Source organism: Cryptosporangium aurantiacum, from assembly GCF_900143005.1.
Lineage (GTDB): Bacteria > Actinomycetota > Actinomycetes > Mycobacteriales > Cryptosporangiaceae > Cryptosporangium > Cryptosporangium aurantiacum.
This window is the reverse complement of sequence record NZ_FRCS01000015.1, coordinates 1-15,344: the sequence shown is the minus strand read 5'-3', so window position 1 is coordinate 15,344 and position 15,344 is coordinate 1. Positions and strand designations below refer to the sequence as shown.

At 70.8% G+C, this 15,344-nt stretch carries 14 protein-coding genes, 1 tRNA gene and 1 pseudogene; 11 read left to right on the top strand and 5 right to left on the bottom strand.

All coding sequences use genetic code 11. From position 1 onward, the window contains the following. The first annotated feature begins 84 nt into the window (after window positions 1-84). Window positions 85-167, top strand: a tRNA-Leu gene (locus BUB75_RS34415). Window positions 168-236: 69 nt separating this feature from the next. Here the strand turns inward: BUB75_RS34415 and BUB75_RS34410 are convergent. Then, window positions 237-902 (bottom strand): FMN-binding negative transcriptional regulator, encoded by a 666-nt coding sequence (locus BUB75_RS34410; RefSeq protein WP_073263234.1) that lies wholly within the window; start codon window positions 900-902, stop codon window positions 237-239. A 118-nt stretch (window positions 903-1,020) separates the two neighbouring features. On the opposite strand from BUB75_RS34410, the gene BUB75_RS34405 reads away from it, so the two are divergent. The 4 genes from BUB75_RS34405 to BUB75_RS34390 are packed head-to-tail and all read left to right on the top strand — an operon-like array spanning window position 1,021 to window position 4,227. After that, entirely contained in the window at window positions 1,021-1,764 is a 744-nt protein-coding gene (locus tag BUB75_RS34405) for an amino acid ABC transporter ATP-binding protein (protein WP_073263232.1), read from the top strand. 32 nt (window positions 1,765-1,796) lie between these two features. Then, on the top strand, window positions 1,797-2,681 hold the full coding sequence (locus BUB75_RS34400; RefSeq protein ID WP_073263229.1) for a transporter substrate-binding domain-containing protein: 885 nt from the start codon (window positions 1,797-1,799) through the stop codon (window positions 2,679-2,681). A gap of 5 nt (window positions 2,682-2,686) precedes the next feature. After that, the gene (locus BUB75_RS34395; protein ID WP_178380056.1) at window positions 2,687-3,325 is read left to right on the top strand and encodes an amino acid ABC transporter permease; all 639 of its coding nucleotides are present in this window, start codon (window positions 2,687-2,689) and stop codon (window positions 3,323-3,325) included. Then, on the top strand, window positions 3,322-4,227 hold the full coding sequence (locus BUB75_RS34390) for an amino acid ABC transporter permease (RefSeq protein WP_073263223.1): 906 nt from the start codon (window positions 3,322-3,324) through the stop codon (window positions 4,225-4,227). Before BUB75_RS34395 ends, BUB75_RS34390 begins: the two co-directional genes overlap by 4 nt. On the opposite strand, the gene BUB75_RS34385 is transcribed toward BUB75_RS34390, so the two are convergent. Further along, a complete protein-coding gene (locus BUB75_RS34385; RefSeq protein ID WP_073263221.1) occupies window positions 4,182-5,123 on the bottom strand; it encodes a MurR/RpiR family transcriptional regulator in 942 nt (313 codons plus the stop codon). The two genes, BUB75_RS34390 and BUB75_RS34385, sit on opposite strands and share 46 nt — an antisense overlap. Before the next feature lie 90 nt (window positions 5,124-5,213). On the opposite strand from BUB75_RS34385, the gene BUB75_RS34380 reads away from it, so the two are divergent. From BUB75_RS34380 to BUB75_RS34355, 6 genes are all read left to right on the top strand, one after another. Then, on the top strand, window positions 5,214-6,071 hold the full coding sequence (locus BUB75_RS34380; RefSeq protein WP_073263220.1) for an alpha/beta hydrolase: 858 nt from the start codon (window positions 5,214-5,216) through the stop codon (window positions 6,069-6,071). Continuing rightward, window positions 6,068-7,258: a C45 family autoproteolytic acyltransferase/hydrolase gene (locus BUB75_RS34375; RefSeq protein WP_073263219.1), complete on the top strand. Its 1,191-nt coding sequence runs from the start codon at window positions 6,068-6,070 to the stop codon at window positions 7,256-7,258. The genes BUB75_RS34380 and BUB75_RS34375 overlap by 4 nt, the downstream gene beginning before the upstream one ends. Further along, entirely contained in the window at window positions 7,255-8,679 is a 1,425-nt protein-coding gene (locus BUB75_RS34370; RefSeq protein WP_073263218.1) for an amidase, read from the top strand. Before BUB75_RS34375 ends, BUB75_RS34370 begins: the two co-directional genes overlap by 4 nt. 217 nt (window positions 8,680-8,896) lie before the next feature. Beyond that, a complete protein-coding gene (locus BUB75_RS34365; protein ID WP_073263217.1) occupies window positions 8,897-9,721 on the top strand; it encodes a Bax inhibitor-1/YccA family protein in 825 nt (274 codons plus the stop codon). A gap of 41 nt (window positions 9,722-9,762) precedes the next feature. After that, complete coding sequence (locus BUB75_RS34360) at window positions 9,763-10,110, top strand: hypothetical protein (protein ID WP_143175601.1); 348 nt, start codon at window positions 9,763-9,765, stop codon at window positions 10,108-10,110. A 573-nt stretch (window positions 10,111-10,683) separates the two neighbouring features. Beyond that, window positions 10,684-11,994, top strand: a complete 1,311-nt coding sequence (locus BUB75_RS34355; RefSeq protein WP_073263215.1) for a right-handed parallel beta-helix repeat-containing protein — start codon at window positions 10,684-10,686, stop codon at window positions 11,992-11,994. A 46-nt stretch (window positions 11,995-12,040) separates the two neighbouring features. On the opposite strand, the gene BUB75_RS34350 is transcribed toward BUB75_RS34355, so the two are convergent. From BUB75_RS34350 to BUB75_RS46675, 3 genes and pseudogenes are all read right to left on the bottom strand, one after another. Next, on the bottom strand, window positions 12,041-13,330 hold the full coding sequence (locus BUB75_RS34350) for a nucleotide sugar dehydrogenase (protein WP_073263452.1): 1,290 nt from the start codon (window positions 13,328-13,330) through the stop codon (window positions 12,041-12,043). 77 nt (window positions 13,331-13,407) lie between these two features. Beyond that, window positions 13,408-14,451 carry a UDP-glucose 4-epimerase GalE gene (gene galE / locus BUB75_RS34345; RefSeq protein WP_178380055.1) on the bottom strand — a complete coding sequence of 348 codons (1,044 nt, stop codon included), beginning with the start codon at window positions 14,449-14,451 and terminating at the stop codon, window positions 13,408-13,410. Between the two features lie 11 nt (window positions 14,452-14,462). Continuing rightward, a pseudogene (locus BUB75_RS46675) lies at window positions 14,463-15,344 on the bottom strand (N-acetylglucosaminyltransferase); the annotation flags it as partial.

Below are 15,344 nucleotides of genomic sequence, written 5' to 3'. Positions count from 1 at the left end.
CAGATCCGGGTCGGGGCGACCGATCCCACTTCTACGAAAGCCGCTACCTCGCCGGGGGTCCTCCCCGTACGGTGAGTGCGGCCGGCCCGGATGGTGTAAAGGCAGCCACGGCCGTCTTAAAAACGGCTGCCCGTGAGGGCGTGCGGGTTCGAGTCCCGCTCCGGGCACGACTCCACCGCTCGTGTGCGATTTCCGCACACGAGCGTAGTTTACCCCTTACCTAGTGCAATGTGACGTTACTCCGTCAGCCACGTCGCCGGGTCGGTACTCGCCGGGCCGGTTCGCCCGGTCACCCCGGCCCGGCGCATCTCCGCTTCCGTCGCCCGATCGGTCGGGTCGGCCGAACGCGACAGCGCGTCGCACACACCCCTGACGTCGTCGGGCAGCTTGTCCTGGCTGAGCTTGAGGCCGTGCTCCAGCGTGCGGGTGGTCACCTCGAACGCGACGACCGCCCGCCCGAGCGATTCGAGCGCCGAGCCGTCCATGCTGCTGAGCGACCAGGGCGCGGCGTAGCGGGCTTCGAACGTCGCCACGGTCCGCTCGAGCAGTTCTCGCACCTCGCTCGGCCGATCGATCCGCCGGTAGGCGCCGCGGAGGTGGACCGCGGTGTAGTTCCAGGTCGGTACGTCCTCCTCGGCGGTGTAGGTGCGGGGTGAGACGTAGGCGTCCGGGCCGGGGAAGATGACCAGCACCTCCTCGCCGTCACCGATCGTGCGCCACTGCCCGTTGCGGAGCGCGAAGTGGCTGACGACGCCGGTCGGGGTGTCCGGCGTGTTCAGGAGGAACGGCAGGTGCGTGGCCGCGAGTCCCGCCGCGCTGACGAGGATCCCGAACGGGTAGCGCGCGATGTGGGCGTAGGCCTGCTGCGGATCGGTGCCGCGGAACTCTGTCGGCTGGTACATGGGCTCGCATCTCGAATCGGTAAACAGCTCCGCCGGGGGCTGTAGTAGCGGCGCGCCGTCGTTGTAGTGTTCACGACAGTTATCGCACTCCTGACGTGAACACGCCAGATGGAGCATCATGACGAACGCGGCTGTCGTGCGGGTTTCCGGTGCCACCAAGACCTTCGGCCCACTACGGGTCCTCGATCGTGTCGACCTCGAACTGCACAGCGGGGAGGTCGTCGTACTGATCGGGCCATCCGGGTCCGGCAAGTCGACGTTCTGCCGGTGCGTGAACGGGTTGGAGCGGCTCGACGCCGGCACGGTCGAGATCAGCGGGGACCGGCTGTCCGAGAGCGGACCCGGTCTGGCGGCCGTCCGTCGCCGGGTCGGCTTCATCTTTCAGCAGTTCAACCTGTTTCCCCACCTCAGCGTGCTGGACAACGTCACGCTCGCGCCGCGGTTGGTCAACCGGGTGCCGCGCGCCGACGCCGAGGACGCGGCCCGCGGGTTGCTGGTCCGGGTGGGGCTGGCCGACAAGGCGGGCGCGCGGCCGGGCCAACTCTCCGGCGGCCAGCAGCAGCGCGTCGCCATCGCACGAGCGCTGGCGATGGAGCCCGACGTCTTACTGTTCGACGAGCCGACGTCGGCGCTCGACCCCCAGACCACCTACGAGGTGGTCGACGTGATGGAGGAGCTGGCGACCGCGGGCACCACGATGCTGGTCGTCACGCACGAGATGGGCTTTGCCCGCCGCGCCGCCGACCGCGTCGCGTTCATGGACGGTGGCCGCATCGTCGAGGTCGCGCCACCCGCCGAATTCTTCGCCGCTCCGACGTCGGAGCGTGCCCGGACCTTCCTGTCCCACGTCCTGCCCCACTGACCCGACCTCGCCGCCGCCGGAAAGGACCTCCCATGCCCCGAACCCGCCTCCGGATACTCGCCACCGCCGTCCTCCTCGCCGTCACCGCCGCGCTGACCGGCTGTTCGTCGTCCGACGACACCGCGCCTGCCGCGGCCAGAGCCGATCTCCCGGACGGCAGCCCCACGCTCGAGCGCATCGTGAAGGCGGGGGAGCTGGTCGTCGGAACGCCGGACGACATGCCCGGCTTCAACCTCCTGGATCCGATCACCGGCAAGTACACCGGCTTCGAGGCCGACCTGGCCGCCGAGCTCGCCGAACACATCCTCGGCGCGCCGAAGGTGAAGCACGTCGCGATCACCACCGACACCCGCGAGGCGCTGATCGTCAACAACACGGTCGACGCTGTGCTGTCGACCTACCAGATCACCGCGGCGCGCCTGGAGCGGATCAACTTCGCCGGCCCGGACCTGTTGCTGGGCACCGGCATCGTCGCCAGGAAGGACTTCGAAATGGCGACGGTCACCGCCCTTCCCCAGCTGGCGAAGGTCCGGGTGATCACGACGGCGGGCGCGGCGGCGGACATCCTCAAGGCCGAGGTCCCCGGCGCCGAACTGGTGGTGTTCGACTCGGCCGTGGCCTGCGTGCGGGCGCTGGAGGACGGCCGGGGTGACGTTTTTGTCAACAACGAGGCGACGGCCATCGCGGTCCTGGCAGAGCACAAGAACCTGAAGATCGTCCCGAACACACTGCCCGACGCCTCGTTCGGCATCGGCGTCTCCAAGTCCGACCCGGTCTTCACGAAGTTCGTCAACGATTTCCTCACCGCGGCGATCGCCGACGGGACCTGGAAGAAACTATGGGAGAAGAACGTCACCCCGATCACCGGTGAGCCTGCGCCGAAGCCGCCGGTCGTCGGTGACCTGGGACTCGAGTGACGAACGTGCTCACAGAGAACGCGGGATTCCTCGCTGAAGGGCTGCTGACCACCGTCGCGCTCGCGGTGGTCAGCTTCCTGGGCGCGTTGCTGCTGGGAACCGCACTGGGGATCGCGCGGGTGGGTTCCATCCACTCGCTACGGACGCTGGCCGCGCTGTACGTCGGGACGGTGCGCAACATGCCCGCACTGCTCATCCTCATCGTCATCGTTTTTGTGCTGCCCGAGTTCGGGGTCGTGCTCGACCTCGAGCTCTCGCTCACGACCGGGCTGGTGCTGTACTTCGCCACCTACGTCTGCGAGATCGTCCGGTCGGGCGTGAACACCGTCGGGCGGGGCCAGCTGGAGGCGGCCCTGTCGCTGGGTCTGAGCTACGGGCAGGCCCTCACCCGGGTGATCGTTCCGCAGACGCTGCGCGCGATGGTGCAGCCGCTCGGGACGCTCTTCATGGCGACGACGATGGCGACGTCGATCGGGTCGGTGATCGGGGTCCGGGAGCTCGCCGGTTCGGCGCGGATCCTGAACGGCCAGTACGCGGAGCCGGCCGTCCTGTTCGGCCTGGTCGCGGTGCTCTATATCGCGCTCGCGCTGCTGATCGCCCGGCTGACCAGGGTGGTCGAGAACCGGGCGCGGGTGTTGCGATGACCGACACGTTGCGCATCGACCATGGGCCTCGCCACCGGCGCCGGCTCCGCTACATCGACGCGACGGTCTGGACGCTGGTCGCGGGTGGGCTCGTGCTCGGCGCGGTCCAGCTGGCCCGAGCCGGTGAGCTGGCCGCGGCGAAGTGGGAGCCGCTCACCGATCCGGCGATTCAGAAGTTCCTCTGGGGTGGCCTGGTCGGCACCGTCACGGCCGGCGCCACCGCGATCGCGCTGGCGATCCCGGTCGGGTTGGTGCTGGCGGCGGGGCGGTTGAGCCCCCGCCGGCCGATCGCTGCGGTGGCGGGCGCCGTCACCGAGGTGTGCCGCGCGCTGCCGATCCTGTTCGTCGTCTACTTCCTGCTGATGGTGGCTCCGCTCTGGGGGCTGCGGGTCCCGCCGTTCTGGCAGATCGTCGTCGCGATCGCGTTGCACGGCGCCGGTGCGCTGGCGGAGATCTTCCGGGCGGGCATGCTGGCGCTCCCGAAGGGACAGGCGGAGGCGGCGGCGTCGCTCGGCCTGTCCCGGGTTCAGGCGCTCCGCGCGGTCATCCTCCCGCAGGTCTTCCGGGCGCTCCTCCCGGCGGTGATCAGCCAGTCGGTGGCGATGCTGAAGGAGACGTCGCTGGGGTACGTGGTCAGCTACCCGGAGCTGCTCCGGCGCGGGCAGCTGCTCGCCGACCACCTCGGCGACGGCTATCTGCAGGCGTACGCGGTAGTCGCGGCGGTCTTCATCACGCTCAACGTCGCGCTGAGCGCCCTGGCCGTCCACCTCGAGCGCCGCCTCTCGACGACCCGCGTCCGCGCGCCGGCCCCGGGTCTGGCGTCGCCGCCCGCCCCGCGGCAGGCGGACCGGGACGATCAGGAGGTCGGCGTGTCCGGCTCCCGCCGGCGAGACCTCGGATGAACCGGTGCGAGCAGCTGACGCCGCACCGCGTTGAGCCGTTCGGAGGTGGCCGCCGCGGCGTCGGAGGCCCGCTGCGCGACCGCCAGCACCAGCGCGTCGCAGATCACCAGTTCGCTGAACACCTCACCGGTCGTACCGGTCATCGACAGCGGGGCGGCGAGGACGACGTCGGGCCGCGACTCACCCTGCGCGGTGAGGCTGTCGGCCACCAGCACGCTGACCCCGCCGAGCTCGCGGACGGTGTCCAGCACCACCTCGACCTCGCGGAACGCGCGAGACGGCGAGAACAGCACGGCGGTGTCGCCGGGCTCCAACCCGATGATGTCGTCGGCGAGTGCGAACCCCATCGTCCGGGCGGAGAACGCCCGGACGCCTGCCCGGTTCAGCTTCGTCGCCAGATACAGCGCGGCCACGGCCGACACCCCGACGCCGAACGTCCAGGTGCGCGGTCCGGTCGCGATGGCGTCGGCAGCCGCGGTGAGTTCCGCCGGGTCGAGCCGCCGCTGCTGCTCGTCGACGCGCTCGCGTACCTCGGTGAACACGGTGTCGAGAACGCGGGCACCGCTGCCGTCCTGGCCCTGCAGGCGGTGCGTGACCCGTTCGCCGGGCGAGACGACGTTGAGCAGCGACTCACCGATGCCGTGCTTGAGCTCGGGCAGCCCGGCGAACCCGAGCGAGCGGGCGGTTCGGATCACCGTGGCGTCGCTGGTCCCGGTCGCCTCCGCCAGTTGGGCGGCGCTCATGAAGACCACACGTTCGGGCTGCCGCACGAGGTACTCGGCGACCTGACGCTCGGCCGGGCTGAGCGTCCCGAACTTCTCCCGCACCAGGTCGTTGAGCCAGGCGCCGCCGTGGCCGCTGCCCGCGACGCCCGCGGACCTGTCGCGAGTAGGCATGGCTTCAGCCTGCCACACCCGCCCGGCCGCCCGGAGCGACGGCGGCCCGCACCGATCGCAGCCGTCCCACCCAACTCTCGGAGGCATCCGATGACATCGTTCGAGCCCGTCCGCCCGCGCGATCCGCAGGCGTTCTACGAGGTGGGCACCACGCCGTTCTTCGCCTGCGCGGCGGATCCTCGCTTCAGTTACACGCTCTACCTCCCCGAGCGAGACCCGGGCGAGCGCTTACCCCTGCTGGTGATCGCCCACGACACGCTGCGCACCCCGGAGCGGTACCGGGACGTGTTCGCGGAGTGGGCGAACACCCGCCGGGTCGCCGTGCTCGCGCCGCTCTTCCCGGCCGGGCACGGCTTGGCCTGGGATCTGCACGCCTACAAGCTCGTCGACGCGTTCGGCGTCCGCTACGACCAGGTGCTGCTCGCCATGATCGCGGAGAGCGCCGACCGGTTCGGCTTCGACGGCAGCCGCTTCTTCCTGTTCGGCTTCTCCGGCGGGGCGCAGTTCACCGAACGCTTCCTGCTCCTGCACCCCGACCGGCTGCGTGCCTGCTCGATCGCGGCGCCCGGTGCGATCACCCTGCTCGACCCCGAGAGTGCCTGGTGGGTCGGCGTGCAAGACGTCGAGGAGCGGTTCGGCCGCCCGCTCGACGTCGACGCGATGCGCCGCGTCGCCGTCCAGACGATCGTCGGACTGGACGACGTCGAGACCTGGGAGCTGGAGGGCGACGCGTTCGTCGACCACCCACTGTGGATGCCGGGCGCGGCACGCGCCGGCCGGACCCGGCTGGACCGCGCCCGCACCCTGTCCGCGATGCTGCGCGAGGCGGGCGTGCCGACCGAGCACGTCGAAGTGCCCGGCGTCGCTCACCTGCCGCACGGCCTGTTCCCCGAGATCATGGCGTTTCTGGACCGGCAGCTCGCCGCCCGGCCGGGGAGCGTGGCATGACGCGCCCGGAACCGCTGTTCGTCGAGATCGACGCGCCGACGCCGCGGGAGCGCGGGCGGCAGCACGGCGAGCAGGCGGCCGCCGCCGTCGTGCGGTCGCGGGACCGCTACGCCGAGTACTTCGGCACCCGGCTCGGGTTGCCGTGGGCGCGCGTCCAGGAACTGGCGGAACTGTGGATCCCTCCGACCCGCGACCTGGCGCCCGACCTGCTGGAGGAAATGGACGGCATCGCGGAGAGCACCGGTCTGACCCTGCCCGAGGTGGTCGCGCTCAACGGCCGCGGCGAGATCGTCTACGACGCCACGTTCGCGACGATGGACGCCGAGCCGGACAACGACGGCTGCACGAGCTTCAGCCTGGCGGCCACGGCGACCGGTGACCAGCGCGTCTACGCGGGCCAGAACTGGGACTGGTACTCCTCGGTCGAGGACACGATCGCGATCGTCCGGATCGTCCAGGAGGGCAAACCGACGATCGTCATGCAGACCGAGGCCGGACAGATCGGCCGTCAGGGCGCCAACTCGGCCGGTCTGGCGCTCAACGCCAACGGTCTCGGCGGACGCTTCGGCGCCACCGTCGGCGTCCTCCAGACCGTCATCCGGCGGCTGGTCCTGGAGACCTCCCGGATCTACGACGCGATCCGCATCCCGTTCGCGCTGCGCCAGCACATCGCCGCGAACCTGCTGCTCACCTACCGGAACGGGTTCTCCATCAACCTGGAGACCACGCCGCAGGGGCACCGGTGGCGGTTCGCCCAGGACGGGCTGATCACCCACGCGAACCACTACCAGCTGGAGGTGCCGCCGGCCATCGCCGAGGACTACCGGCCGTTCACCGCCGACTCGATCTACCGGGATCACCTGCTCGAGCGGTCGTTGCGCGATCCGGAGGTCCGCGCGCCGGGCGGTGACACGCTCGCCGGCATCAAGCACGCGCTCAGCGATCCGTTCGGCGCCCCGTACGGCGTGGCGAGCATCGGGCAGCCGCGCAGCAGCGGCGGTGCCTACGCCAGGACGGTGGCCTCCTCGATCGTCGACCTGACGACCGGGGAGTACCACTTCGTGCTCGGCGTCCCGGAGCCGGACTCCTATCGGCTGCTGCCCTGGAACCTGTACGACGGGCCGACGTTCGACGGCGTCAACGGCGACCGCAGCGAGGTCTGCGCCGCGGTCGGAGGCGCACGGTGACCGACGACGTCCACTACTGGAGCGCCCGACGTGTCCGGGCCGCGTTCGCCGCGGGCGAGCTGACCCCGCCCGCCTACCTCGACGCCCTCTACGACCGGGTCGACGCGGTGGGCGGACGGGTCAACGCGGTCACCGAGCTGCTCGCGGACACGGCCCGGGCCGCGGCGGCGGAGTCGGCCGAGCGCTGGCGTTCCGGCGACGTCCGGCCGTTGGAGGGCCTGCCGGTGGCGATCAAGGAGGAGCACCCGATCGCCGGCCGATCGCTCAGCTTGGGTTCGGTCGCGATGCCCGAGCAGTTCCCCGACCGGTCCCACCCCCTCGTCGAGCGCATCGTCGCCGCGGGCGGTATCCCGCACCTCCGGACCACCACGCCGGAGTTCTGTGCGGCCGTCTACACGCACTCGCAGCGCTGGGGCGTGACGGTCTCTCCGTGGAACCGCCGCTACACGTCCGGCGGGTCGTCGGGAGGCTCCGGCGCCGCGCTCGCGGCCGGGATGGCTCCGCTGGCCACCGGGTCGGACATCGGCGGCTCGCTGCGGATCCCCGGCGCGTTCTGCGGCGTCGTCGGCTACAAGCCGCCCTACGGTGCGGTACCGGCGCTCGCGCCGGCGAGCCTCGACGCCTACTGCCACGACGGCGTGATGGCGCGGTCCCCGCAGGACGCGCTGCTCCTGCACCGGGTCGTGGCCGGTGCCCATCCGGACGACCACGTGTCGCTGACCGTTCCCCCGACCGACGTTCCGCCGCGGGATCGCCGCCGGGTCGCGGTCAGCGCCACGCTCGGACGCAACCGGGTCGCGCCGGACGTCCGGACCGCGGTGGACGCCGCCGCCGAGACCCTCTCCGGCCTCGGGTACCAGATCGTCGACGCCGGCATCGACTGGGACCTGGCCGAGTTGGCCCGGATCGCGATCGGGCACCTCGGCCTGATGATGACGCCGATGATGCGGGCCGCGCTCGGCGATCGGTACGCCGACGCCGACCGCTACTCGCGCTACCTGGTCGAGCAGGCCGAGGAGGCGCTCGCCGAGTACGGCCCGCTCGGTGTGACGACGGCCGAAGCGAGCGTCCAGGCCGACCTGGCGGCGCTCTTCGGGGAGGTCGACGCGCTGGTGTGCCCGACTGCGCTGGTGGCGGGTCTGGAGGCGGGCAACGACTACCTGCCCGGCGACGTCACGCTCGACGGTGTGCCGGTCGGCGTCCGGCACTCGGTGGAACTCGTGGCCACGTTCCCGTTCAACATGGCGAGCCGCTGTCCGGTGCTCGCCGTGCCGTCGACGGTCACGTCGCTGGGCATACCGGGGTCGGTGCAGGTGGTCGCCGCGCCGTACGCCGAGTCGATGGCGTTCGCGGTCGCCGAGGACGTCCACGCTGCCGCGCGATGGTACGAGGCGCCCGAGCTACGGCCGACGCTGGAATAGTGGAGCCCTGCAACTGGTTTACCCGCGGGTAAGGCGGTTCCGACGGTCGGTGATCGCTGGTTCCTGCGATACGGATGGGAAACCTGGCAAACAGCTGAGAAGGGGGCCCGCATCGGCTGCGGGCACATTCAGCCGGGTGTGCCATCGCGCTACGATTGAGCCCCGACCAGCAGGTCGGAAGGCCGATGACGTTGGCCGCCCAGGCCGAGGAGGCGTCGTGAAGAGCAGCAACCCCGTGCTGAGCAGGCTGGCTGACCGGTCAGCGCAGCACGCGACCTTCCAACGAGTACCGGCTGAGCAGCAGCAGTACGGCGCCTATGGACCGCAGTACGGCCACGCTCAATCGCCGCAGCAGGGGGCGCCGTACGCGCCTCCGGTCACCCAGCGGATGACCGTCGACGACGTCGTGGTTCGCACTGTTGCGATGCTCGCGGTCGTCGGTGTGTTCGGCGCGATCGGATGGTTCGTTCTCCCGGACAGCATCTCGGTCGGCGTCGCGATCGCCGCCGCGATGGTCGGGCTCGTGCTGGGTCTGATCATTTCGTTCGCCGGCATCACGAACCCGGCGCTCATCCTCACCTACGCTGCCGCCGAGGGCCTGTTCCTCGGTGTGATCAGCCAGTCGTTCGAGGAGTTCTACCCGGGCATCGTCATTCAGGCGGTGGTCGGCACGTTCGCGGTGTTCTTCGGAATGGCCGCGCTTTACAAGTTCAAGGTCATCCGGGTCACCCCGACGTTCGCCAAGTGGGTCATCGGCGCCCTGATCGGCGTCGTCGTGCTCATGCTGGCGAACTTCCTGTTCAGCCTCTTCATCGACGGGGGCCTGGGGCTCCGCGATGGTGGTCCGCTCGCGATCGGCTTCAGCCTGGTCTGCATCGGCATCGCGGCGCTGACGTTCGCGCTGGACTTCAAGCAGATCGAGGAACTGTCGAACGCCGGCGCGGACAAGAAGTACGCCTGGCTGTCGGCCTTCGGCATCGTCGTCGGACTGGTCTGGCTGTACCTGGAGATCCTTCGTCTGCTCTCGTACTTCCGGGAGTGACCCCAGCCCCGGACGACCGCTTCCGCCGCTCGGTGGAACGGTTGACCACACTGCTGACGTACTGGACGCCGCCGCGGTTCTCCGCGGCGGCGTCGCCGTTGATAGGGGAGGCTGTGACCGCGCTGTGCTCCACTTCAGCAGCGGGTGTGGACGGTGTGGAACCGGGCAGTTCGGTCGCCGACCAGCTCCACGTGGTGGCTCAGGTCCTGGCTGACCTCGGGGCCGACGCCGAGGGCAGGCCCCGCCGGCCGCTGCCTCCGCTGACGGAGCCCGCCGTGCTCGCCGACCAGTTCACGGTGCTCGGTCACGACCTGCTCGCGGCCGGCGTCGTGGCCGAGGCGCTGGACCGCCTGACCGATCGGCTCGACGCCCTACGGGCGGCCCTGTGAAGGCCCCCGCCGACACCCCGGCCGACGCCCCGGGCCGGGGCCGCGCGGGCGGCCGATTATTACGACTCGCGCTCGCACTCGTGGCCGCGCTGGCGGCGATCGTCGCGCCCGCCGTGCCCGCCACCGCCGCGCCCGGCCGCACGTTCTACCTCAGCCCGCTCGGCAACGACGCCGCCGACGGCCGCTCCGAGGCCACCGCCTGGAAGACGCTCGCGCGCGCGAACCAGGAGCGCTTCCTCCCCGGCGACCAGGTGCTGCTCCAGGGCGGCGCGCAGTTCGACGGCCAGCTGCTGCTCGTGCAGGACGACGCGGGTACGAAGGACGCTCCGGTCACCATCGCCGGCTACGGCACCGGCCGTCCGACGATCAAGGCCACCGGCCTGGAAGCGATCAAGGTCTACAACGCGGGCGGCATCACGATCCGCGGCCTGACGATCGTCGGGGACGCCGGCACGTACGACTCCTGGAGCGGCGTGCTCTTCTACGCCGACGACAAGGTGCCGACCCGCCCCTCCGGGATCACGATCACCGACGTCGACGTCAGCGGGTTCCAGATCGGCATCGCGATGGCCGGTGGCGCCCCCGGGGCGTGGCTTCCAGGACGTCACGATCAGCGACTCCGCCGCGCACGGCAACCGGGACGACGGCGTCCTGTTCTACGGCACCACGTTCGACCCGGCGAACCCCTCCTACGCGCACGCGAACGTGCGGGTGAGTGGCGTCACCGCGTACGACAACGCGGGCAACCCGCAGAACACGACCTCGCACAGCGGCAGCGGGATCGTGCTCGGGTCGGTGCAGAACGGCGTCATCGAGCAGTCGTCCGCGTATAACAACGGGGCGTCGTGCGCCTCGACGAGCGAGGGCCCGGTCGGTATCTGGACCTACGACTCGACCGGCGTCACCATCCAGCGCAACGTCTCGTACCGCAACCGCACCGGCACCACCGCCGACGGCGGCGGCTTCGACCTCGACCAGAACGTCTCGAACTCGTTCCTGCAGTACAACCTGTCGTACGAGAACGACGGGCCGGGCCTGCTGATCTTCACGGCCCAGGAGAACGGGGCCCAGCGCGGCAACACCGTGCGGTTCAACGTCAGCGTCAACGACGCGGTGGGCAACGGGTGGTACGGCGGCCTCACGGTCGCGGGCCGGATCGCCGACACCGCGATCTACCACAACACGATCGTCACCAGGGCGAACGGATCGCACCAGCCCGCCGTGGTGAAGCTCATGGACGGGCTGACCGGGGTCACGCTGCAGAACAACATCCTGCTCTCGCAGCGCGGCGGGGCGGCGATCAGCGCACCCGACCTGAGCACCGACGAGGTGCAGCTCCAGGGCAACGCCTACTGGCGCGAGGGCGGTGGGTCCGCGTTCGAGTGGGGTGACGGTCCCTACGGGTCGCTCGACGACTGGCGCGCGGCCACCGACCAGGAGCGCGCCGGCGGTGAGAACACCGGCATCTACGCGGATCCGCGGCTGCAGGACGCGTCCGCGTCGCCGGCCGTCACCGACCCGGGGCGCGTCACCAGCGTGACGCAGTTCGCGCTGGCCGCCGACTCACCGGCCGGGGGAGCGGGCGTCGACGTGGACACCGGCGCCGACACCGTCGACTACTTCGGCGCCACGCTCGGCGGCGACCGTCCGGTGAGCATCGGCGCCGCGCAGCCGGCCACGGTGGCGCCGCGGACGGGCGGCCAGGACGACAGCCCGGTCACGGGTAACCGGTGGCTGCTGGTCGTCGCGCTGGTGTTGCTGGCGCTGGTCGGTGGTGGTGCGGTCGTGGCCGTGGTGCGTCAGGTTCGGCGTCGTTCGTCGCCGCCCCCGCCCCGGGCCCAGCCGCAGGAGACGATCAAGGTCCCGTCCTCCCGCGTCGAATGAGAACGGGCGGGTCGGCGTGAGCCGACCCGCCCGGATCTTTCGACGCTCAGGCCCGCGGACGTCCCAGCGCGCGTACTTCCCAGCCCGCCGCCCGCCAGGCCGCCAGGTCGAGCGCGTTCCGCGCATCCACGAGCGCCCGCCCGTGCACGACCTCGGCGAGCTTCACCGGGTCAAGGTCGCGGTACTCGCTCCACTCGGTCAGGTGCACGACCACGTGCGCCCCTTCGCACGCCTTCTGCGCGCCCGGCGAGTAGTCCAGGTCGGGGTGCACGGCTCGCGCGTTGTCGATGCCCTGCGGGTCGTGCACGGTCACCCGCGCGCCCTCCGCCCGGATCGCGTTCGCCACCGCCAGCGCAGGTGAGTCCCGGATGTCGTCGCTGTCGGGCTTGAACGTGGCGCCGAGGACCGCCACCGAACGCCCCGCGAACGACCCTCCGACCAGCTCGCGCGCGAGCGAGACGGCCCGGTCGCGCCGGCGCAGGTTGATCGCGTCGACCTCGTGCAGGAACCGCACGGATTCCTCGAGCCCCAGCTCCGCGGCCCGGTGCCGGAACGCGCGGATGTCCTTCGGCAGGCACCCGCCCCCGAACCCGACGCCTGCCCGCAGGAACTTGTCGCCGATCCGGACGTCGTACCCGATCGCGGCCGCCAGCGTCGTCACGTCGGCGCCGGTGGCCTCGCAGATCTCCGCCATCGCGTTGATGAACGAGATCTTGGTGGCCAGGAACGAGTTCGCGGCGACCTTGACCAGCTCCGCGGTGGCCGGATCGGTGCTGACCCACGGCGTCCCCGCGGCCAGCATCGGCGCGTACACGTCCCGCAGCACCTGCTCGGCGGAGGGCGACGTCACGCCGACGACCAGCCGGTCGGGCCGCAGCGTGTCCTCGACCGCGAAACCCTCGCGCAGGAACTCCGGGTTCCAGGCCAGCTCGGCGTCGATGCGCTCGGCCAGCCGGGAAGCGGTGCCCACCGGCACCGTGGACTTCCCGACGACCAGCGCTCCGGGACGGAGGTGCGGCGCGAGGCCGTCGACCACGGCGTCCACATAACGCAGGTCGGCGGCGTGGGACCCGGGCTGCTGCGGGGTGCCGACGCAGACGAAGTGGACGTCGCCGAAGGCGGCGGCCTCGGCCAGCGACGTCGTGAACCGCAGCCTGCCGTTCTCCAGGTTGCGCTTGAGCACCTCGGGGAAGCCCGGCTCGAAGAACGGCGCCCGGCCCTCGGCGAGCGCGGCGATCTTCGCCTCGTCGACGTCGACGCCGAGCACCTCGTGCCCGATCTCCGCCATGCAGGCCGCGTGGACGGCACCCAGGTAACCGGTGCCGATGACCGTCAGTGAACTCTTTTCAACCTCACGTATTTCCGCAGGCTGAGCATCGTCCGCAGGGGTCGGTCGAAAAGAATTCAGTCGCACTACACCCTCCCCGGGCTCGTGGTCAGCTCGGACGCGTATCCGAACGGGTTGCGTCGCTGGAACGCCCAGGCGTCCCGCACCATCGCGTGCAGGTCGCGGGTCGTGCGCCAGCCCCAGGCGGCGGCGACCTTGCCGGGGTCGGCGATGAGCTTCGGTACGTCCCCCGCGCGTCGACCGACGATGCGGGCCGGGATCGTGACGTCGCAGGCGTCCTCGAAGGCCTGGACGAGCCCGAGCACGGACGTACCGACGCCGGTGCCCAGGTTGAAGATCTCGAAGCCGGCTCCGAGGTGCTCCAGCGCGACCCGGTGACCGTCGGCGACGTCCATGACGTGGATGTAGTCGCGGACGCACGTGCCGTCGTCGGTCGCGTAGTCGTCGCCGAAGACCTGCAGCTCGGGGCGGCGCCCGACCGCGACCTGCATCATGTACGGCATCACGTTGTTCGGGACGCCGGTCGGGTCCTCGCCGAGCAGGCCGGAGGAGTGGGCGCCCACCGGATTGAAGTACCGGAGCGCGACGGCGGTCAGCTCGGGGTAGCGCAGGCAGGCGTCCGCGATGATGTTCTCGCAGAACCACTTCGAGCGGGCGTACGGGTTGGTCGGCGCAGCCGGCTCGGCTTCGCCGAGCGGCACGGTCTCGGTCTGCCCGTAGATCGAGCACGACGACGAAAAAACCAACTTGTGGACGCCGTGAGCGAGCATCGTCCGCAGCAACGAGGTCGTCGCGCTGACGTTGATGTCGTAGTACTCCAGCGGGATGTCGACGGACTCGCCGACGGCTTTCTTCGCCGCGAAGTGAATCACCGCGTCGATCGGGTGCTGGGTGAACACCCACTTCAGCAGCCCGGCGTCACGCAGATCGCCCTCGTAGAAGGCGCTGATCGGCCGGCCGGCCGCCGCGGCGATCCGATCCAGAGCCAGGGCGGAGCTGTTGGAGAAGTCGTCGACGACGACCACCTCGTAGTCGTGCTCTAGCAGCTCGGCGCAGGTGTGGCTACCGATGAAACCGGCGCCACCGGTCACCAGCACGGTTTGGGACATGGATGTTTCCTTCAGAACGGGAGAAGCTCGCGGAGCTGGAGCACGTCGTCGAGCTGGAACAGCGTGCGGAGGAACTCGAATGGGTAGTTGGCGACGGCGAGCGCGAACGGGACCGCGACCAGGAGCGCGACGAAGAATGGGAGCCTGACGGTCTTTCCGAACGCCTGGAAGAACCCGACGCGAGCGTTCCGCGCCGCCTCCCGGGCGTGCAGCAGCGGCACGGCCAAGCCGACGATCGTGTAGGCGTTCGCCGCGACCAGCGACAGCAGGAGGTAGCCGCCCGACCGGGTGTGCAGGACGAACTCACCGACCAGCGCGGCGCCGGAGAGGAGGAGGCTGATCGCGAAGTACGGGTAGAGCAGGCTGGTCGGCAGCTTCTCGAAGCCGTCGCTGCCCTTCGGCGTGACGCGGAAGTTGATCGGGCGCGGACGGATCCGCTGGACGATCGCCGCCAGGACACCCCGCAGGTTGAGTGGCCAGCGGGTGAGCATGTACAGCCAGTCTTCCCACGCGATGATCGGCGCGTCGTTCGGACGGCGGACACCGCCCCCGCGCAGCAGCAGCCCGACGCCGAGCAGCCAGATGTTCACCGCGCCCCAGCGGACGAGGAACTCCAGGTACGGCACGTCCACCCACTGCAGTCCGGTGAGCACGGCGATCGGGGCGAGGAACAGCCCGGACGCGGTGGTCAGCGTGAGCAGCGGGTAGTACAGCAGCGCGTGCAGGAACCGCAGCCGCAGCGACCACGGCATCCGGCGCAGGTGCCGGGTCATGCTCAGCGCGACCGTCGTCAGGCTCCGCGACCACTGGAATTCCTGGGTGAGCATCGCGGCGAACGTGGGCGGCCCTTCGCCGTGGGCCTCGGCGTCCAGGGCGAACGCGCCTTGCCAGCC

Coding starts and splice junctions, on each gene's coding strand:
- galE (WP_178380055.1), bottom strand. CDS start 14,451: ATGTCCCAAACCGTGCTGGTGACCGGTGGCGCCGGTTTCATCGGTAGC.
- BUB75_RS34410 (WP_073263234.1), bottom strand. CDS start 902: ATGTACCAGCCGACAGAGTTCCGCGGCACCGATCCGCAGCAGGCCTAC.
- BUB75_RS34385 (WP_073263221.1), bottom strand. CDS start 5,123: ATGCCTACTCGCGACAGGTCCGCGGGCGTCGCGGGCAGCGGCCACGGC.
- BUB75_RS34390 (WP_073263223.1), top strand. CDS start 3,322: ATGACCGACACGTTGCGCATCGACCATGGGCCTCGCCACCGGCGCCGG.
- BUB75_RS34375 (WP_073263219.1), top strand. CDS start 6,068: ATGACGCGCCCGGAACCGCTGTTCGTCGAGATCGACGCGCCGACGCCG.
- BUB75_RS34380 (WP_073263220.1), top strand. CDS start 5,214: ATGACATCGTTCGAGCCCGTCCGCCCGCGCGATCCGCAGGCGTTCTAC.
- BUB75_RS34405 (WP_073263232.1), top strand. CDS start 1,021: ATGACGAACGCGGCTGTCGTGCGGGTTTCCGGTGCCACCAAGACCTTC.
- BUB75_RS34400 (WP_073263229.1), top strand. CDS start 1,797: ATGCCCCGAACCCGCCTCCGGATACTCGCCACCGCCGTCCTCCTCGCC.